The following is a 20,159-nucleotide window of genomic DNA, read 5'->3' on the forward strand; positions in this document are numbered from 1 at the left end:
CTCTATGTTGTTTTGTTAAACCGCCATGATAACATTCTGATCCCGGCTCTCGAGCAACGAAACACCACCACTCAGGTATTCATCTACTTTCCGGGCACATTCACGCCCTTCGCTGATCGCCCATACGACCAGACTTTGGCCGCGACGTACGTCACCAGCAGCAAATACCTTTTGGATATTGGTCTGGTACGACTTTTCAGTCGCACGTACATTACGACGCTCATCCAACTCTACCCCCAACTCGTTGATCAGGCCATCGTGTTGTGGGTGTACAAAACCCATTGCCAGCAGGGCCAGTTCGCAGGGAAGCTCTCTTTCGCTGCCTGCCACTTCCACAAACTGCGCCGGACGACCGTCTTCTGTGATCTTCCACTCCAGGTCAACCACCTTGAGCGCTTTGAGGTTGCCCTTGTCATCGCCAACGAACGATTTGGTGGCAATAGCCCAGTGACGAGCAGCCCCCTCTTCGTGTGACGAAGATGTTTTCAACGTCATCGGATAGGTTGGCCAGGGCATAAACGTAGTACGGCCTTCCGGTGGCTTGGGCATCAACTCAAACTGAGTAACCGACAAAGCACCATGCCTGTTGGAGGTACCCACACAGTCACTGCCAGTATCACCACCACCAATCACGATCACATTTTTATCGGTTGCGAAAATATCTTCAGAGAAAATATTGCTTTCAATATCGGCATTGGCCAGCGGATCTTTGCCAGCCACGCGCTTGTTCTGCTGCTTGAGGAATGTCATGGCATAATGAACGCCCTTCAGCTCGCGGCCGGGCACCGGAAGATCACGTGGCACGGTAGAACCACCTGCCAACACGATCGCATGGAATTCACGCAGCAAGTCGTTGATGCTGACATTTACACCCACGTTGGCGTTGGTTTTAAAGGTGATCCCCTCTTCTTCCATCAGCGCAATACGGCGGTCGATCACCCACTTTTCCAACTTGAAATCGGGGATGCCATAACGCAGCAATCCACCAGGAGAATCGTCACGCTCGAATACAGTAACGGAATGCCCTGCAAAGTTCAATTGAGCAGCAGCAGCCAGACCAGCAGGACCAGACCCTACCACAGCCACTTTCTTACCGCTGCGCAGATTCGGCTTGCGGGGCTTTACAAATCCCTTTTCAAAAGCAATCTCGATGATGTGCTTTTCGATCTCCTCGATAGCTACCGCAGGTTGATTGATACCCAATACGCAGGCGCTTTCGCAAGGCGCAGGGCAAATGCGTCCGGTAAACTCCGGGAAGTTATTGGTCGAGGAAAGAATATCATAGGCTTCTTCCCAGCTTTTACGGTAAACCGCGTCGTTGAATTCGGGAATCACGTTACCCAAAGGGCATCCGCTATGACAGAAGGGAACGCCGCAGTTCATGCAACGGGCACTTTGCTGGTTCAGCTTCTCTGCACTGTAACGCTCTACAAATTCATTGTAGTTTTTCACCCTGTCCTGCACCGGCAATTTACCGGGCAACTCTCTCGTAAACTCTAAAAAACCCGATGGCTTACCCATTGTATTTTATAGTTTAGTATTGTTAGTCTTAGTTATTCTATTCAGTTACTTAACCTGAGCAGGTACTTTCTTTGCCTGCAGCACTTTCTTGTAATCGGAAGGGAATACCTTCACGAAATTCTTCAGCTGGCTTTCAAAATCATCCAGCACAAATTTCGCTACCGTACTACCTGTGTAAGCATAGTGCTTCATGATCAGGTCATGCAACACTTTCGCATCTTCCGCATCAACGGGATCGAGATCGACCATTTCCTTGTTGCAACGATCAGCGAACTGCGCTTTCACATCGTAGATGTAGGCAATACCACCACTCATACCCGCAGCGAAGTTGCGGCCTGTTTCTCCCAGGATCACCACCGTGCCACCCGTCATGTATTCGCAGCCGTGGTCGCCGGTACCTTCCACCACCACGCGGGCACCGGAATTACGTACACAGAAACGCTCACCTGCTTTACCGCGGATGTAGGATTCGCCGGAGGTAGCTCCATAGAAAGCCGTGTTGCCGATGATGATATTTTCTTCCGGAACATAGGATGCCTGCTTGGGCGGATACACGATGAGCTTGGCACCGCTCAATCCTTTACCAAAGTAATCGTTGGCATCCCCTTCCAGTTCGAGGGTTACTCCGTTTGTATTGAAAGCGCCGAAGCTTTGTCCTGCCGTACCGTTCAGGTTGAAGTGGATGGTATCGTCGGGTAAGCCAGCAGCTTTGTATTTCTTGGTAATCTCGTTAGACAGCAGCGTTCCTAAGGTGCGATCGGTATTCTTCACCGCAAAGGAAGCCGATACCCGCTCCTGCTTATCGATGGCTGGTTTCGCCGCCTCGAGCAGTTGCCAGTCGAGTATGGTTTCCAATCCATGGTCTTGCTGCTCCTGGTTGTACAAGCCAGTATATAGGGACGCAGGCTCTTTGTACAAGACAGGCGAAAGGTCCAGTTTGCTGTATTTCCAATGCGTGATATCGTCTCTCATTTCCAGCATATCTACCTGACCGATCATTTCATTGACGGTACGATAGCCCAGCTCAGCCATGATCTCGCGGAGCTCCTGGGTAATATATTTGAAGAAGTTGACAACATGGTCTGCATTACCGGAAAAGCGCGAGCGCAGTTCAGGGTCTTGTGTTGCCACCCCTACCGGACAGGTATTGAGGTGACATTTGCGCATCATGATACAACCTTCTACCACGAGGGCAGCCGTAGCTACACCCCACTCTTCGGCCCCCAACAAGGTGGCGATCGCGATATCCTTACCGGTCTTCATCTGGCCGTCTGCCTGCAATACAACCCGGCTACGCAATTTATTCTTCACCAGTGTCTGGTGTGCTTCTGCAAGACCCAGCTCCCAGGGCAAGCCGGCATGCTTGATCGAGCTGATCGGTGAAGCACCGGTACCGCCATCGAAACCGGAGATCAACACCACATCTGCCTTCGCTTTGGCTACACCGGCAGCGATCGTACCTACACCCGCTTTGGATACCAGCTTTACGTTGATACGGGCAGCGCGGTTCGCATTCTTCAGGTCGAAGATGAGCTGCGAAAGATCTTCGATAGAATAAATATCGTGGTGCGGAGGTGGCGAAATAAGACCTACACCTGGTGTAGAATGCCTGGTTTTACCGATCCAGTCATCCACTTTATGGCCGGGCAACTGTCCACCCTCTCCGGGCTTGGCACCCTGCGCCATCTTGATCTGCAACTCATCCGCTTCGGTCAGGTAATAAGCCGTTACACCAAAGCGAGCGGAGGCCACCTGCTTGATAGCACTGCGCATCGAATCGCCATTCTCCAAAGGTGTATAGCGCTTTTCATCTTCTCCCCCTTCACCGGTATTGCTCTTACCACCCAGGCGGTTCATCGCAATAGCCAGTGTAGTGTGCGCTTCCCAGGAGATCGAGCCAAAGGACATCGCTCCCGTAGCAAAGCGTTTATAGATATTTTCTGCTGGCTCTACTTCGTCGATCGAGATAGCCGGCCTGTTGCGCTTGAAGCGGAATAAGCTCCGGAGCGTAGCAGCCTTCTCACCCTGATCGTTGATCAGCTTGGAATATTTTTTGAACGTGTTGTAATCGCCCATGCGGGTAGAATACTGCAGCAGGTGAATCGTTTGCGGATTGAAGAGGTGAAATTCTCCTTTGCGCTTCCATTGATACACCCCACCCACGGAAAGGCGATTGACAGGCACATCCTTACGACTGAACGCAAACTGGTGCTTGGCGAGTGTTTCTTTGGCAACCTCATCGAGGCCCATGCCTTCAATACGGGAGGTAGCGCCGGTGAAATACTTGTCCACCACATCCCTGTTCAGGCCGATGATCTCCAGGATCTGTGCGCCCTGGTAAGACTGCAAGGTCGAGATACCCATTTTAGAGAACACCTTCAGCAGACCATCGCTCACCGCCTTGATGTAATTCTTCTTGAGATAGTCCACATCGAGGTTGGTTTCCAGCTTGCCCGTGAGCTTCATGTCGCGGATAGAAGACAAGGCGAGGTAAGGGTTGATAGCCGTCGCACCAAATGCCAGCAAACAGGCAAAGTGGTGTACTTCCCACACATCGCCAGCTTCCACGATGATACCAACCTGTCCACGCAACCCTTTACGGATCAGGTGGTGGTGTACCGCCGAGGTAGCGAGCAGTGAAGGGATCGGCGCGTGATCGGAATCGATCGCCCTGTCTTGCAGGATCAATACTTCGAAGCCATCATTGGCTGCATCTACCGCATACCGGCAGATACGGTCCAGCGCTGCTTTCAGTGAACCTGGTTTGCCATCAGCCCTGAAATAACACTGCAGGGTCTTGGCCTGGAATACGCCCGTGTCGATACTACGGATGCTTTCCAGTTCGTGATTCGTAAGGACGGGATGTTTCAGTGCCACGGTATGGCAGCTTAGCGGATCTTCTTCCAGCAGGTTTCCGTTGTTGCCGACAAAAGTGGCCAGCGACATCACCATACGCTCCCGGATGGGATCGATCGGCGGATTGGTTACCTGGGCAAAGAGCTGTTTGAAATAGCTGCTGAGGTGCTGTGGCTGATCGCTCAGTACCGCCAGCGGCGTGTCAGTACCCATAGAACCGATGGGCTCTTTTCCATCGAGGGCCATGGGGGCAATAATCGTATCGAGGTCTTCTGTGGAATAACCGAAAGCTTTTTGGTATTTGAATACCTGATCGTGCTCCAGGTGCGTGAACATGACCCTTGGTTCGGGCAGTTCATTCAACCGGATCTTGTATTTGTTGAGCCATTCTGCATAAGGCTTTTGCGAACAGATGTTCCGCTTCAGTTCACCATCGCTGATGATACGCCCTTGTTCCATATCTACTACGAACATCTTACCAGGCTGCAGACGGCCTTTTTCTTTAATGAGTGTTGGGTGAATGGGCAATACCCCTGTTTCAGAAGCCATGATCACCCGGTCATCGGTGGTTACGCAGTAACGGGAAGGACGAAGGCCGTTCCGGTCAAGCGTCGCGCCAATGATCTTACCATCGGTAAATGAAATAGAAGCAGGACCGTCCCAGGGTTCCATCATCGAGGCATGGAACTCATAGAAAGCCTTCTTAACAGGATCCATCTCTTCGTTACCATCCCAGGCTTCGGGGATCAGCATCATCATTACATGAGGCAGCGAACGACCGGTAAGCGCCAGCAACTCGATGACGTTATCGAGGCAGGCAGAGTCAGACTGACCTTCCGTAACGATCGGCAACAGCATGTCCATCTCTTCTTTGGTGAAGAAGGGCGATGCAAAGCCAGGTACGCTGGTCTTGAGCCAGTTCAGGTTGCCCTGCAGGGTATTGATCTCCCCATTGTGCGCAATGAAACGGAATGGCTGCGCCAATTTCCAGGAGGGGAAGGTATTGGTAGCAAAACGGGAGTGTACAAGGCCGAAGGCACTCACCAAACGTTTATTGCTAAGATCGGGGAAATAGCCACGCACCTGGTTACTGGTGAGCTGGCCTTTATACACGATGGTTTTGTAAGACATGGATGCGATGTAAAAACCGATCGCGTCCTTCTTAACAGTATTGGTGATCGTATGGCTGGCGTAGTTGCGCAAAATAAACAACTTACGCTCAAAATCATCCGGATTGGTGATATGATCGGGACAAGCGATAAATACCTGCTCCATTTCGGGCTCTACACTCAAGGCAGTAGCACCGATCCCTTCAGGGTTCACAGGCACTTTGCGGTAGGCAAGTATCTCCAGTCCCAGCTTTTCAGCTGTACGGTTGAAAATATCGCGGCACTCTTCGCGCAGCCGTATTTCGCGGGGGAAAAAGACAACGCCGACGCCATAACGGCCAAAAGGAGGTAGGGGTACGCCCAGCTTTATAAATTCATCAAAGAAGAATTCATGCGGCGTCTGGATCATGATGCCCGCTCCATCGCCGGTATTGCTTTCGCAACCACAGGCGCCACGGTGTTCCATGTTCTCCAGAACAGTAAGTGCGTCGGAAATGTGTTGATGAGACTTGTGGCCCTTAATATTTGCCACGAAACCAATACCACATGCATCGTGTTCAAACGAAGGATCATACAGACCTTGATTGCTTGCCATGAAAAGAAGCTTTGTTTTGAAAATATTCAATAAAACCCACGAATTCCATAGGAATTTTCAATATGGCAGCAAGCAACGCTTTAAAAATACAATAAAAAGAGGGAAAAACCGTAGATACATGCAATTATTTTCCACACTAACAGGCGTGAGTTCTTTACCAAAATGTTACCTAAATCTTAAATATTTGTATTTTCTCCCTCACTAGACCGTTTTTGATAAATATCATTGTGCTATATGTGTCTTTAGGGTGAACACGATATCCAAATCGATATAAATATTATCCAAACAGTAAACATTAATTTATTTTATATTCATACTAAATGCCTGCTACTTTTGCATTACCGGCTACAACTCGCAACAAAAAGTCGCCATTTCAACACGAAATGACGACTCTTTAAACCGCGTACACCCAGCCTACTTATTGTATTTATGGGAAAACTGTACAGCGGGTCCTCCATTAACACCAATGACCACGATGATCAACCCATTATTCCAGAACTTACTGCCCACTTCCTGCACAAAAGGCAGGAAAGCCGTTTTGTTGTTGATGTACTTATCCGCCGTGTAACATCCGTCGCGGCACTCCCAGATCATCTCCGCCACCTTCGCATTGGCTCCGCCTTCCAATCTGTTACTGGCATAGCGCTCTATATAAAAGAAGTTCCACGTATTGTCGCGTACCTGCACATCAAAATGAGGATTTGTATTATCGAGCGCTACGGCAACCGATACCCCCTGCTCTTCCTGCCTGAAAAACGCATAGGGCTTCCAGGAATCGGTAATGGCGCCCGTAGGGGCAGTAAGGCTGATCGACTCCTTCAGCCCGCCCGCCGGCAATGTAAACGCCTTCTCCTGTTGATAACGACGCCCGCCCGTGGCATCGAAGCGGGAAAACAGGTACATCTCCGCCGTCCAATTACCCGCTGTCAGGTCTTCCAGCGAAAACCACAGGAGTTTATCTTTTTTACTAAACCGTTTGAAGAACTGGTTGGTAGCGCCCGCCTTTTTCAATACCACAAATCCGGAATCGATCAGGCTGTAATCGACAGCACCAGTACCAAAGGCAACTTCCAGATTGATCTCACCGGTAGGTGGCGGCGGATCCTGCCGATCCTTTCTGCAGGCCACCAGCGAAACCGTAATTGCACTGATCACAACAATATTTTTACCGAGGGCTGTCAGTCCGATACCGCAAAAGAATCTACGGTCCTTATTGAGAAGGAGCTTTTTCATGGCTATACTTATTTGTTTGAGCTATTGACAGCGAAGTAAGAGGAATCGTTGTTAACGAAATGTCAGCAAGGGGCAAAACCACATCAACATGTGGGTTCCTGACTTGTTTTCCTTATATTTGATTACGTCAACGTTATAACTAAGATCTACTTGCCATTCTAACCAAAGCCCCCTGCTATGCTAACGAACGAGCTATTGAATGGCTATTGCCCCGACAGTAATACCTGGGATGAAATGTATAATACGGGTTCTGTGCGCCAGCAATACAGCGGTGTAGTAGATTTCCTCCAGCGATTGAGTATAGAAGAACTGGGCAAAAAAGAAGAGCAGGCCAAAAGGCTGTTCATGACCCAGGGCATCACCTTCACCGTATATAATAGTGGTGAAGGCATTGAAAAGATCTTCCCCTTCGATATCATCCCCCGTATCATAACCGCCACCGAATGGGCCTACATCGAAAAAGGTATTCAACAACGCCTGAAAGCCCTCAACCTCTTTTTGAAAGATGTATACAATGAACAGTTCATCATTAAAGACGGGCTGGTTCCATTGTCCATAATTTACAGCTGCCCGCACTTCCTGCGCGAAATGGTGCGCTTTCCGGTACCCTATGATATATATGTACATATTGCCGGCATCGACCTCATCCGCGACAACGACGGCTCCTTTTACGTATTGGAAGACAACCTGCGCACGCCAAGCGGCGTAAGCTATATGCTGGAGAACCGCGAGATCACCAAACGCATCTTCCCCGACTTGCTGCCCCTCATCAATGTGCGCAGTGTGATGGAGTATCCCAATATATTGCACAAAAACCTCGTATCCCTGGCACCACGGCAAAACAGCAATCCTACCGTCGTATTGCTATCGCCGGGCATTTACAATTCCGCGTATTTCGAACATACGACCCTTGCCCGTATGATGGGCATCGAACTGGTGGAAGGCCGCGACCTCGTGGTAGACAACCACCGGGTATATATGAAAACGACAGCCGGCTTGCAGCAGGTAGATGTCATTTACCGCCGGGTAGATGATGATTTCCTCGATCCACTCGTATTCAACGCCTCCAGCGCCCTGGGAGTTTCTGGTATTATGAGTGCTTATCGCAAGGGCAATGTAGCCATCGTCAATGCCGTTGGCAATGGCGTGGCCGACGACAAAGCGATTTATGCCTATGTACCTGCCATGATTCGCTACTACCTCAATGAAGAACCTATACTTAAAAATGTGCCCACCTATCAATTGGGCAATATAGAAGAGCGGGAGCATGTGTTCAAGAACATGAACCAAATGGTGATCAAGAAGACCAATGAAAGCGGCGGCTATGGAATGTTGATGGGGCACAGCGCCAGTGACAAGGAAATCGCCGATTTTCAGGCCGCTATTATCAAAGATCCCCGTCAGTTCATTGCACAACCAACCATCAGTTTGTCTTCTGCCCCCTGTTACATGAATGGCAAGCTACAACCGCGGCGGGTAGACCTTCGTCCCTACGCACTTTGTGGTCCCAACGGCATTCGCATCGTTCCGGGCGGGCTCACCCGCGTGGCGCTGCGCGAAGGCTCGCTGGTCGTCAACTCCTCACAGGGTGGTGGCAGCAAAGACACCTGGGTGCTGGCGGTATAGGTCGTAACCAACACCCGAACCAGGACCGTGTACAAGAATTGCTCAACATTAACTGCTTTTTCATGCTAAGTAGAGTAGCCGATAGTTTATTCTGGATGAACAGGTATATGGAAAGAACCGATGGCATCCTGCGTATGTTGAAAACCAACTATGCACTATCGCAGGATGACCTGCAATATTTTTCCTGGCAGCCGGTATTGAAGATCTTTACCTTTTTATCGGATGAAGAAGCCGCCACAATTGCTTGCCAGGGAAGAACCGTATTACAGTATATGGTATCAGATAAAGAGAACCCCAATTCGGTGCTGAATATTGTAACCCAGGCGCGCGAAAACGCCCGCAGTGTTCAGGACCACATTACCAAAGAGCTTTGGCAATGTCTCAATGACTTTTACCATACCGTGCGCGATGAACAATTACTGGAGTGGCTATACAAGGAAGACCCTATTACTGCCCTCGACGTCCTGATCAAGCAGGGATTGCTTTTTTACGGCACTGCCGATATTACCATGGCGCGGGGAGAAGGTTATTCCTTTATGAATATCGGTCGCTTCCTCGAGCGCGCGATTCAAAGTGCCAACATCCTCGACGTAAAATTCAGCGATAGCAAGTTCGATTTCTCCAATGTCACGGATACCACCTATTGGCGCTACCTGTTGTTGTCTATATCCGGCTACGAACTTTACCTGCGCAAGTATTCCGGCGGCTTCGAAGCGCGACGCGTAGTGGAGCAGATCGTACTCAATGACCACTTCCCCCGGTCCGTCATGTATTCCATCGATCAGGTGAGCAGGTATTTCGAACGAATGAAAAGTGAGCAAACGACCTCTGCTTACAACAGCATCGATTTCATGATCGGCAAGGTAAAAAGCCGTGTGCGGTATTCTACTCCGGAAACGATCATGCAGCAGGGACTGCATGAATTCCTGACCGGTGTAAAAAACGACCTTTATGCCATCGGCACCGCACTCAGCCAGCATTATTTTGCCTACACCTGACACGAGTAATAATGCCATTGCTGTAAACTTTTGAACTACATTTGAGCCAGAACAACCAGAAACTGTTTGTCATTCATGCCCAGATTCAAGATCCACCACGTTACCCGATATTGTTATGAGGTTCCGGTCATAGACAGCGCGAACCAGATTATGCTATTCCCCCTGGAAGACGAATTCCAGGATGTATTGAGACATGAACTGATGATCACCGGCGAGCCGGTGATCGACCTGTACCAGGATTATTACGGCAACAAGGTCGGTTCATTCATGTATACACCTTCGCACAACGAACTGGTGATCGATGCGCGTATGGAGATCGTCACCCAACAACGGGCACTTCCTGCCTCCTCACATCCGGTAGAAGAACAATGGAATCACCTCATTTCATTGGCTTACCAAATTCCCTACATCGATTTCCTGAAACAGGAAAAATTTGAGGCGCTGGAAGAGGTACAGGCAATAGCCAATGCTACAGACAGCCGGCAGCTATCCGTACTGGGTGCTGCCAATAAGCTCAATGAATACGTCTACAATAACTTTCAGTATATACAGGGAGTAACATCTGTCGAAACCACCTTAGGGGAGATCTGGAAAATAAAGGCAGGGGTATGCCAGGACTTTGCCCATATCCTGTTGGCCATGCTGCGGATGATCGACATACCTGCACGGTATGTAAGTGGTTATGTGTGTCCCAACAAGAACGGCATGCGGGGAGAAGGAGCAACACACGCCTGGGTCGAAGCCTATATCCCCTTTTATGGATGGCTCGGATTTGACCCCACCAACAATTGTATCGCCAACGAACTACACGTAAGGCTGGCAGTAGGTCGCAGTTTCATAGACTGTTCACCCGTGAAAGGAACCTATAAAGGTACCGCCAATCATCGGCTGGATGTAGGCGTATCGGTTTCCTATGAAGATGGCATCACACAAAATGATACCGCGACGGTGCTTACACCACAGCCGGTAGCACCTTCCAATGGTCAACCCAAAAATTCCTGGAGGCAGCATATGGACATGATCCAGATGCAGCAACAGCAGCAACAACAATAGCATACGGCAATTGCGCTGAATCTGGCCAACCCACCGGCCATCGCCAGTGGATTACCTTATACCAGGTAACCAAACAGGTTGTCGTCCTTATTTAATTCCGTGTAGTTGATATTGTAACGGCGCATATTGGTAAGCAATACCGCGTAGTCTTCGGTAGATTGTAATTCGACGCCAACCAGCGCCGGTCCCGTTTCCTTGTTATGCTTCTGCATGTATTCAAAACGGGTAATATCGTCATTGGGGCCTAGTACATGGCTGACGAATTCTTTCAGCGCACCAGGACGTTGGGCAAAACGGATGAGGAAGTAATGCTTGAGACCTTCATATTGTAAGCTTCTTTCTTTGATCTCCTGCATGCGATCGATATCATTGTTGCTGCCGCTTACTATGCAAACAACATTTTTCCCTTTGATGACTTCCGCAAAAGCGTCCAGTGCCGCTATCGATAAAGCACCTGCAGGTTCCACCACGATGGCATCTTCATTGTACAAGCGCAGGATGGTAGAGCAGATCTTACCTTCCGGCACCAGGTGCATGCCGTCAAGCACTTCCTGGCAAATGGAGAAAGTGAGATCACCCACCCGCTTTACAGCAGCACCATCTACGAAACGTTCAATATTATCGAGTGTAACTGGATGTCCCGCTTCCAGGGCTCTTTTCATGGAAGGCGCACCTTCTGGTTCCAGCCCAATGATCTTGGTCTTGGGCGCGTAGGTCTTGAAATAAGAGCCGATGCCGGCACTCAGCCCACCACCACCAACCGGTACGAATACGTAGTCGATGTCCGACTGCTCTTCCAGTATTTCGACGGCGACAGTCGCCTGCCCCTCGATGATCCGTGGATGATCGAACGGGGGAATAAAGGTCATGCCGTTTTCTTCGGTAAACGCTTTGGCAGCGATCGCACAATCATCGAAGGTATCGCCGATCAATCGGACCTCGATCAGGTCTTCGCCAAACATTTTCGTCTGTTTCACTTTCTGATTGGGCGTTATGATAGGCATGAACACCACACCTTTCACGCCCAGCTTCTTACAGGAATAAGCAAATCCCTGCGCATGATTGCCGGCACTGGCGCATACCACGCCTTTTGATAGTTGCTCAGGCGACAGGCTGCTCATCATATTATAAGCGCCACGCAGCTTGTACGAACGAACGATTTGCAGGTCTTCGCGCTTCAGATAAACGTTGCATTGATATTTGCGGGAGAGATTGGCATTGAGGGTCAAAGGAGTTTTATTGACCACTTTCTTCAGCCTGAGGGCAGCTTTGTGAAATTCCAGTTCGGCAGTATGGGGCACAGGTACGCTCATGTTACTTTGGAGAGATTTGCAGAGACACCAAGGCGCAAAGAGAAACAGATAACTTTGCGCCTTGGGAATCTTGCAATATGATTAGTTAGCTACTTCAGCTTTCTTGGCAGGTTGTGCAGCCTGATTCTCAGGACGCAGACTTCTTACAGTCTTACCAGCTTGCCACATTTCGCTTTCGCGGAGTTCTTTCAGTTCCAGTTCCAGCTTTTCGCGGTAATCAGCCTGGCTGTTGGAGTCGATAGAACGTTGGCTTTCTTTACCGGTAGCAACACTTTCATACAGTTCAGTGAATACAGGCAAAGTAGCGTCGCGGAACTTCTTCCACCAGTCGAGCGCACCACGCTGAGCAGTAGTAGAACAGTTAGCGTACATCCAATCCATACCGTTCTCGGCAACGAGTGGCATCAGCGATTGAGTCAGCTCTTCTACAGTTTCGTTGAATGCTTCAGAAGGAGTATGTCCTTTCTTGCGCAGTACTTCGTACTGTGCAGCGAAGATACCCTGGATAGCACCCATCAGTGTACCTCTTTCACCAGTCAGGTCAGAGAATACTTCTTTCTTGAAATCAGTTTCGAACAGGTAACCGCTACCTACAGCGATACCCAGTGCTACTACTCTTTCCTTAGCTTTACCGGTAGCATCCTGGAAGATGGCGTAGCTGGAGTTCAGACCACGACCTTGCAGGAACATACGGCGCAGTGAAGTACCGGAACCTTTAGGAGCAACCAGGAATACGTCTACATCGCTGGGAGGAACGATACCAGTTTGCTCATTGAATGTAATACCGAATCCATGAGAGAAGTACAGAGCCTTACCAGGCGTCAGGTGCTTCTTCACAGTTGGCCACAGTTGGATCTGAGCAGCATCGCTGAGCAGGTAACAGATAATGGTACCACGCTCCAATGCTTCTTCTATTTCGAACAAAGTTTCGCCGGGAACGAAGCCGTCGCGCACTGCCTTATCCCAGGTCTTGGAGTTCTTACGCTGACCAACGATTACGTTGATACCGTTATCTTTTTGGTTCAGTGCCTGACCAGGACCTTGAACACCGTAGCCAATAACTGCTACAGTTTCGTTTTTCAATACAGCTTGCGCTTTGGCCAGTGGGAACTCTTCACGGGTTACTACGTTTTCTTCCACACCGCCGAAATTTAACTTTGCCATTTTGTAATGTTTATGGTTTTTAGTTTTTTGTTTGTTGTTGGGTGACCAACGGGTTGTCTATTTTTATGAAGGAGGTAATCAACTACATGGTAAATACTTCATCCTGCTTGTCGAGGAACTCATTCTCGACCACTACTTCACTCGGCTCTGCCTCTTCAAATTCCTTGAGTTTCTCGTGGAAACCACTACTGGCTTTGATGATGGCTACACGCGCACTGCGCACAAACTCGATCAGTCCGTAAGGCTCCAGTACCGAGATCAGCTTATCGGTCTCTTCGCGTTGACCGGTTGTCTCGAACACCGTATAATCTTTGCGGATCACTACCGCACGTGCACCATGTTCGCGCAATAGCCTCTCTACCTTTACCTTTTCGGCAATGGTATCGGTGGGCACTTTGTACATGGCCAGTTCCTGCCAAACGATCTCTTCATTGGTATTGAAGTAAGCTTTCAGCACTTCAACCTGCTTTTCAATCTGGCGGGCCAGCTTTCTTACGACATCTTCGGTCTCATTGATGACGATGGTGAAGCGGTGTATGCCTTCCACTTCGCTGGGAGAAGTATTCAGGCTTTCTATATTGATCTTACGACGGGAAAACATGATGGCGATGCGGTTGAGCAGGCCGATCTGGTTCTCTGTATATACCGTAACGGTAAATTCCTGTTTTGACATCTCTGTGTTTTTATGATTGAGCGATAAGGGCCTGACCAAATCAGCCTCCCCTACCCTGCTTTTATTTCAGCCTGATTTCCGATACGCTGGCCCCTTGTGGAACCATGGGGAATACATTGTTTTCTTTACCCACCATTACTTCCAGCAGGAAAGAACCCTTATGCTCCAGCATTTGCTGAACGCTGGCCTGGAGGTCTTTTCTATCGGAAATACTGTTGCCCGCAATGCCATAACCTTTGGCTACCTGTACAAAGTCGGGGCTGGTGATATCTACAAATGAATAGCGTTTGTCATGGAAAAGCTGTTGCCATTGACGCACCATACCGAGGAACCGGTTGTTCAGGATGAGGATCTTTACATCCACTTCACTTTGCATAATGGTACCCAATTCCTGCAACGTCATCTGGAAACCGCCATCGCCGATGATGGCTACTACAGTCCGCTCAGGGGCGCCGAATTTGGCACCGATCGCTGCCGGCAACGCAAAGCCCATGGTACCCAGACCACCGGAAGTCACGTTACTACGTGTCTTATTGAACTTCGCATAACGGCAGGCTACCATCTGGTGTTGACCTACGTCGGTTACCACCACAGCGTCTCCACCTGTCAGTTCATTCAACACCTTGATGACCTCACCCATGGTGAGCTCATCGGTAGTAGGATTCAGTTCGGGATTGATACAAGCTTCTTCCTCTTGTGCCTGGTAGTCGCGGAAGCGTTGCAGCCACTGAGGATACACTTTTTGCTCTACCAGCTCCGTGAGCAATGGCAAGGTTTCTTTACAATCACCCCAAACAGGTACAGCCGATTTAACGTTCTTGTCGATCTCGGAAGGATCGATATCGAGATGGATCACTTTCGCCTGTTTGGCATATTTATCGAGGCGGCCGGTTACGCGATCATCGAAACGCATCCCAACAGCAATGAGAACATCACATTCATTGGTCAATACGTTCGGGCCGTAGTTTCCGTGCATACCCAGCATACCTACTCCCAAAGGATGGTCGGTTGGCAGGGCACTTTCACCCATGATGGTCCAGGCTGTGGGGATACCCGCCTTTTCAATGAACTTGCGGAATTCGTTCTCGGCTTTGCCGAGGATTACACCCTGACCAAAGATCACGAAAGGCTGCTGCGCTTCATTGATCATCTTGGCAGCCTCTGCAACATATTCCTTGCGCACCAGGGGCTTGGGTCGATAGCTGCGGATATGATTGCATTTCTCATAACCACTATAATCAAACTTCTGCAGTTGTGCATTCTTGGTAATGTCGATCAGTACGGGACCAGGTCTTCCGCTCTTGGCGATATAAAAAGCCTTTGCCAGTACAGCGGGAATCTCAGTGGCATCCGTTACCTGGTAATTCCATTTGGTAACAGGCGTTGTGATGTTGATGACATCCGTTTCCTGGAAGGCATCGGTACCCAGCAGATGGGCAAATACCTGTCCGGTAATGGCAACCAGCGGTGTGCTGTCGATCATGGCATCGGCCAGTCCGGTAACTAGGTTCGTAGCGCCAGGACCACTGGTGGCGAAGACCACACCGGTACGACCAGATGTGCGGGCATACCCCTGAGCGGCATGTATGCCACCCTGCTCGTGACGCACCAGTATGTGTTTCAGCTTTGTCTGGTAATCATACAAAGCATCATAGATAGGCATGATAGCACCGCCCGGATAACCAAAGATGGTATCCACGCCTTCGGCCAGAAAAGCTTCCAACACCGCCTGAGAGCCACTCAGACTCGTCAGATTGGGTTGGGCCTCGATCTTCTTGGGCGCCACTTCGATTGTACTGCTCATATAATTTCTTTTAAAAGTCTATTGTATAATGGTCAATGTAAGCCGGACCATGGTATCGGCCCGGTAACGATTTCAGTTATTAGTTTTCGTCGGTCACGCATCCTTCAGACGCATCCTTTACGCTCCTGGCGTATTTGAACAGCAATCCTTTGGTGACTTTCAACGCAGGCTGTTGCCACTTGGCCCGGCGTTCTGCAATGATGTTGTCGGATACTTTCAACACGATCGCATTCTTGACTGCATCCAGTTCGATCTCATCACCATCCTGCACCAGGCCGATCAATCCACCTTCATGTGCTTCCGGCGTAATGTGACCTACCACGAATCCGTGAGTACCACCGCTGAAACGACCATCGGTGATCAGGGCTACACTTTTACCCAATCCCGCACCAATGAGGGCAGAAGTCGGTTTCAGCATCTCCGGCATGCCAGGGGCCCCCTTGGGACCTACATGGCGGATCACCACCACATCACCAGCCTGGATCTTACCGCTGTTGATACCGGCGATCAATTCAAACTCTCCATCAAACACCCGGGCAGGGCCTACAAAACGCTCCCCTTCCTTACCGCTGATCTTGGCAACACTGCCACGCTCGGCGAGGTTACCGTACAGGATCTGCAGGTGACCGGTAGCCTTGATAGGATGTTCGAGGGGCAGGATGATCTTTTGCTGATCGAAATCGAGATCGGGTGCCTCAGCCAGGTTTTCCGCCAGCGTCTTCCCTGTTACCGTCAGGCAATCACCGTGCAGCAGTCCCTTTTGCAGCAGGTATTTCATCACAGCAGGCACACCACCATATTGGTGCAGATCCTGCATCATGTACTTACCACTGGGTTTGAAATCGGCCAGTACCGGAATCCGGTCGCTGATGGCCTGGAAGTCGTCCTGCGTCAGCGGAACGTCTACACTCTTCGCCATTGCGATCAGGTGCAATACCGCGTTGGTAGAGCCACCGAGGATCATGATGGTCACGATAGCATTTTCAAAAGCCTTCCGGGTCATGATGTCGCGGGGCTTGATATCTTTTTCGAGAAGCAGGCGGATCGCTTTACCAGCGTCGCGGCATTCCTTTTGTTTGTCTTCGCTGAGGGCAGGATTCGAAGAGGAGTAGGGCAAGCTCATCCCCAGGGCTTCAATGGCAGAGGCCATGGTATTCGCAGTATACATACCACCGCAAGCACCTGCACCAGGGCAAGCGTTACGAACGATGCCCTGAAAATCGGTGTCGGACAGATTGCCGGCCATTTTCTGACCCAGTGCTTCAAAGGCAGAAACGATGTTGAGGTCCTGCCCTTTGTAATGACCGGGGGCGATGGTACCACCGTACACCATGATCGCAGGACGGTTGAGGCGTCCCATCGCGATCAAAGCACCAGGCATGTTCTTATCGCAACCAGGCAGTGCGATCACACCGTCGTAGTACTGTGCGCCACATACCGCTTCGATAGAATCGGCAATAACATCCCGGCTTACGAGCGAATAACGCATACCTTCCGTTCCATTGCTCATACCGTCACTTACGCCGATCGTATTAAAGATCAACCCCACCAGGTCATTGTCCCACACACCATCCTTGACCACTTTGGCGAGGTCATTGAGGTGCATATTGCAGGTATTGCCATCATATCCCATGCTGACGACACCGACCTGCGCCTTCTTCAAATCTTCGTCTGTAAATCCTAGGCCATAAAACATGGCTTGCGCCGCAGGCTGGGTAACATCCTGTGTGAGTGTCTTTGAATACTTGTTAATCTCTTTCATTGTGTTCCTTGAATACTGTTAAGTGTATGGTGCTTGTTATCGTGTAGCTATTGCTTCTTTGCTTTTCAATCCTTTGTTGCCGTCCAGTTTTTCCGGCGCCAGCGCCTGTTCAGTCACCCTGTCTTTATAGGCTTGTTGCAGCACCCTGCCCAGGCTATCGTTCCAATTCAACGGGAACTTCACTTCATCCAGTGATTCCCATCCGATCACTTCAGCAGCTGTACCACAGAAGAAGGCCGAGTCTGCTTGCTTCAGGGTGTCGGGTGTGAACTGCTTTTCCTCTACTGTAATCTTCAACTCCTGGCACAATTCGATGATGGTCGCCCTGGTAATGCCCGGTAGGATATTACCCAGCGCAGGCGTGATCAGTTTGCCATCTTTTTCATAGAACATATTAGCGCCGGGTCCTTCTGCTACAAATCCATGCATATCGGTCAACAGGGCCTCGTCATATCCTTTTGCTTTGGCATCCTGGCTCGCGAGTATGGAGTTGACGTAATGACCGCAGGCTTTCGCTTCTATCTTAAAGGCGGCAGGATTGGGCCGTTGGAAGGGCGAGGTCATTACACGCAGTAATTTATCGCCGAGAAACTTACCCATCTCCCATACCTCGATCACAATATGCGATTCGGCGTTCAGATTGAAACTCATATTAGCCGGTCCGTATACGAGCGGCCTGATGTAAGCATCCTGCAGATTGTTGCGCTGCAACACTTCATACGTAGCGTTGATCAGGTCGATATCGTGCCAGGGATAAGGCATATTGAGCGCTTCAGCAGATTTGCGCAGGCGTTCGTAATGCTCCCAGGCTTTAAAGATCTTCGTATCGCCGTTGACGTTCCTGTAAGAACGGATGCCTTCGAAAACGCCCAGACCATAATGCAAGGTTTGTCCGTACAGATCAACCTTCGCCTCCGTGGATTTTACATACTTACCGTCAAGATAAACAATCGTGTGCTCGTTGTAATAGGATGCCATGATTCATGATTTTGTGTTAGGACAGGTTTAAACAAAAAAGAAACCCGCCTTTTTGGAGGCGGGTCGCTTAGTATTTTTAACTGTTTTATTATACGTTAAACACCACCTCCGTTTGATGCAGGAATAATAATGACCACGACCACAATAATTATTGCGGCTAACACAGTGATCACATTATTGAATCTGCTTTTCAACATAGAAGGAATGATGTACTGCGAATATACACCCCCCGCTTCAAAAAAAGAACTACAGCCAGCAACTTTATTTTGCATCACCAGCTATCATGACAACTGTTCGCATCCGATACCCGGCGATAAGATCTTCACTTCAAGAACATTGAGACCAGGTCTTCCTTTATTATATAATGGTAGACTTCCTCAATTCAATATTGGCCTTGTTCACACCATCTGGTATACGATTGGCAACATAGTCGCAGATCAGTTCACCAATGGTAGACGTGAAATAGAAATTAATGGGATCGATGTCTTTCGTCACAAATCCGTTTTGCAAAGTCCACTCCACAGCTTCCCTTACCAACACCGCTTCTTTGGGAAGACCCAGAAAATCCAGCATCATGGCTGCAGACAGGATAGAACCCAATGGGTTCGCAATATCCTTGCCAGCCGCCTGTGGATAAGAACCATGAATGGGCTCAAACAAAGCTGCTCCCTTACCTACAGAAGCTGAAGGCAATAAACCCAGCGAACCGGCAATCACACTGGCTTCATCACTGATAATATCGCCAAACATGTTTTCCGTAAGCACCACGTCAAACTGACGGGGGTTCAGGATGATCTGCATCGCCGCATTATCGACAAACAGGAAGTCTACAGCAACGTCGGGGTATTGAACAGCGATCTCCTGTACTACCTTACGCCAAAGTCTGGAAGTCTCCAAAACATTCGCCTTGTCTACCAAGGTTAACTTCTTCCGGCGTTGCTGAGCCGACCTGAAGGCAAGGTGCGAAACCCGTTCAATCTCCTCGCGGGTATACACACAATCGTCAGAGGCTTGTGTATGCTCTTCGTTAACTTCTTTTTTACCGAAGTAAATACCACCCGTCAGCTCACGGAAGATCACAAAATCAACGCCTTCAATATTCTTAGCTTTCAGGGGCGACAGGTGTTGCAGGGCAGGATACGTAGTTACCGGCCGTATATTGGCAAACAATTGCAGTGACTTGCGCAACTTCAGCAGACCTTGCTCAGGACGCACTTTTGCCGACGGGTCATTGTCGTATTTAGGATGCCCGATGGCACCAAACAGGATGGCATCGCTGTTAAGGCTGGCTTCGATGGTTTCATCAGGTAAGGGGTTGCCTGTTTTATCGATGGCGTCGGCACCCATCAGACAGTACTTGTAATGGAAGTGGTGACCAAACTGCTCTGCAATAGCATTGAGCACTTTGAGCGACTGCCGGGTGACTTCCGGGCCGATCCCATCACCTTCTATTACAACAATATTTTTTTCCATG

Annotated in this window: 13 protein-coding genes; 3 read left to right on the plus strand and 10 right to left on the minus strand. The window is 49.6% G+C overall.

From position 1 onward, the window contains the following. Window positions 1–15: 15 nt before the first annotated feature. The 3 genes from P2W70_RS28630 to P2W70_RS28640 all read right to left on the minus strand — a co-directional run bounded on the left by P2W70_RS28630 (window position 16) and on the right by P2W70_RS28640 (window position 7,314). Window positions 16–1,521, minus strand: a complete 1,506-nt coding sequence (locus P2W70_RS28630) for a glutamate synthase subunit beta (protein WP_276485004.1) — start codon at window positions 1,519–1,521, stop codon at window positions 16–18. Between the two features lie 45 nt (window positions 1,522–1,566). Beyond that, on the minus strand, window positions 1,567–6,081 hold the full coding sequence (gene gltB, locus P2W70_RS28635; RefSeq protein ID WP_276485005.1) for a glutamate synthase large subunit: 4,515 nt from the start codon (window positions 6,079–6,081) through the stop codon (window positions 1,567–1,569). A 414-nt stretch (window positions 6,082–6,495) separates the two neighbouring features. Then, window positions 6,496–7,314, minus strand: a complete 819-nt coding sequence (locus tag P2W70_RS28640) for a hypothetical protein (protein WP_276485006.1) — start codon at window positions 7,312–7,314, stop codon at window positions 6,496–6,498. A 177-nt stretch (window positions 7,315–7,491) separates the two neighbouring features. Between P2W70_RS28640 and P2W70_RS28645 the strand changes: the two genes are divergently transcribed. The 3 genes from P2W70_RS28645 (at window position 7,492) to P2W70_RS28655 (ending at window position 10,991) form a co-directional block, all read left to right on the plus strand. Then, a complete protein-coding gene (locus tag P2W70_RS28645) occupies window positions 7,492–8,940 on the plus strand; it encodes a circularly permuted type 2 ATP-grasp protein (protein ID WP_276485007.1) in 1,449 nt (482 codons plus the stop codon). Between the two features lie 62 nt (window positions 8,941–9,002). Then, window positions 9,003–9,938: an alpha-E domain-containing protein gene (locus tag P2W70_RS28650; protein ID WP_276485008.1), complete on the plus strand. Its 936-nt coding sequence runs from the start codon at window positions 9,003–9,005 to the stop codon at window positions 9,936–9,938. A gap of 75 nt (window positions 9,939–10,013) precedes the next feature. Next, entirely contained in the window at window positions 10,014–10,991 is a 978-nt protein-coding gene (locus P2W70_RS28655) for a transglutaminase family protein (protein WP_276485009.1), read from the plus strand. 56 nt (window positions 10,992–11,047) lie between these two features. Here the strand turns inward: P2W70_RS28655 and ilvA are convergent, their stop codons facing one another. From ilvA to leuB, 7 genes are all read right to left on the minus strand, one after another. Then, window positions 11,048–12,304, minus strand: a complete 1,257-nt coding sequence (gene ilvA / locus P2W70_RS28660) for a threonine ammonia-lyase (RefSeq protein ID WP_276485010.1) — start codon at window positions 12,302–12,304, stop codon at window positions 11,048–11,050. Between the two features lie 81 nt (window positions 12,305–12,385). Continuing rightward, on the minus strand, window positions 12,386–13,468 hold the full coding sequence (gene ilvC / locus P2W70_RS28665; protein ID WP_276485011.1) for a ketol-acid reductoisomerase: 1,083 nt from the start codon (window positions 13,466–13,468) through the stop codon (window positions 12,386–12,388). Between the two features lie 82 nt (window positions 13,469–13,550). Further along, on the minus strand, window positions 13,551–14,141 hold the full coding sequence (gene ilvN, locus P2W70_RS28670; RefSeq protein ID WP_276485012.1) for an acetolactate synthase small subunit: 591 nt from the start codon (window positions 14,139–14,141) through the stop codon (window positions 13,551–13,553). 61 nt (window positions 14,142–14,202) lie between these two features. Next, the gene (gene ilvB / locus P2W70_RS28675; protein ID WP_276485013.1) at window positions 14,203–15,945 is read right to left on the minus strand and encodes a biosynthetic-type acetolactate synthase large subunit; all 1,743 of its coding nucleotides are present in this window, start codon (window positions 15,943–15,945) and stop codon (window positions 14,203–14,205) included. A 79-nt stretch (window positions 15,946–16,024) separates the two neighbouring features. Next, window positions 16,025–17,707, minus strand: a complete 1,683-nt coding sequence (gene ilvD, locus P2W70_RS28680; protein WP_276485014.1) for a dihydroxy-acid dehydratase — start codon at window positions 17,705–17,707, stop codon at window positions 16,025–16,027. 36 nt (window positions 17,708–17,743) lie between these two features. Further along, window positions 17,744–18,685: a branched-chain amino acid transaminase gene (locus tag P2W70_RS28685; RefSeq protein ID WP_276485015.1), complete on the minus strand. Its 942-nt coding sequence runs from the start codon at window positions 18,683–18,685 to the stop codon at window positions 17,744–17,746. Between the two features lie 357 nt (window positions 18,686–19,042). After that, window positions 19,043–20,158 (minus strand): 3-isopropylmalate dehydrogenase, encoded by a 1,116-nt coding sequence (leuB, locus tag P2W70_RS28690; protein ID WP_276485016.1) that lies wholly within the window; start codon window positions 20,156–20,158, stop codon window positions 19,043–19,045. Window position 20,159 lies beyond the last annotated feature (1 nt).

Source organism: Paraflavitalea pollutisoli, from assembly GCF_029360705.1.
GTDB classification, from domain to species: domain Bacteria; phylum Bacteroidota; class Bacteroidia; order Chitinophagales; family Chitinophagaceae; genus Paraflavitalea; species Paraflavitalea pollutisoli.

Coding starts and splice junctions, on each gene's coding strand:
- P2W70_RS28685 (WP_276485015.1), bottom strand. CDS start 18,685: ATGGCATCCTATTACAACGAGCACACGATTGTTTATCTTGACGGTAAG.
- ilvB (WP_276485013.1), bottom strand. CDS start 15,945: ATGAGCAGTACAATCGAAGTGGCGCCCAAGAAGATCGAGGCCCAACCC.
- P2W70_RS28630 (WP_276485004.1), bottom strand. CDS start 1,521: ATGGGTAAGCCATCGGGTTTTTTAGAGTTTACGAGAGAGTTGCCCGGT.
- ilvA (WP_276485010.1), bottom strand. CDS start 12,304: ATGAGCGTACCTGTGCCCCATACTGCCGAACTGGAATTTCACAAAGCT.
- ilvN (WP_276485012.1), bottom strand. CDS start 14,141: ATGTCAAAACAGGAATTTACCGTTACGGTATATACAGAGAACCAGATC.
- ilvD (WP_276485014.1), bottom strand. CDS start 17,707: ATGAAAGAGATTAACAAGTATTCAAAGACACTCACACAGGATGTTACC.
- P2W70_RS28640 (WP_276485006.1), bottom strand. CDS start 7,314: ATGAAAAAGCTCCTTCTCAATAAGGACCGTAGATTCTTTTGCGGTATC.
- P2W70_RS28650 (WP_276485008.1), top strand. CDS start 9,003: ATGCTAAGTAGAGTAGCCGATAGTTTATTCTGGATGAACAGGTATATG.
- ilvC (WP_276485011.1), bottom strand. CDS start 13,468: ATGGCAAAGTTAAATTTCGGCGGTGTGGAAGAAAACGTAGTAACCCGT.
- P2W70_RS28645 (WP_276485007.1), top strand. CDS start 7,492: ATGCTAACGAACGAGCTATTGAATGGCTATTGCCCCGACAGTAATACC.
- leuB (WP_276485016.1), bottom strand. CDS start 20,158: ATGGAAAAAAATATTGTTGTAATAGAAGGTGATGGGATCGGCCCGGAA.
- gltB (WP_276485005.1), bottom strand. CDS start 6,081: ATGGCAAGCAATCAAGGTCTGTATGATCCTTCGTTTGAACACGATGCA.
- P2W70_RS28655 (WP_276485009.1), top strand. CDS start 10,014: ATGCCCAGATTCAAGATCCACCACGTTACCCGATATTGTTATGAGGTT.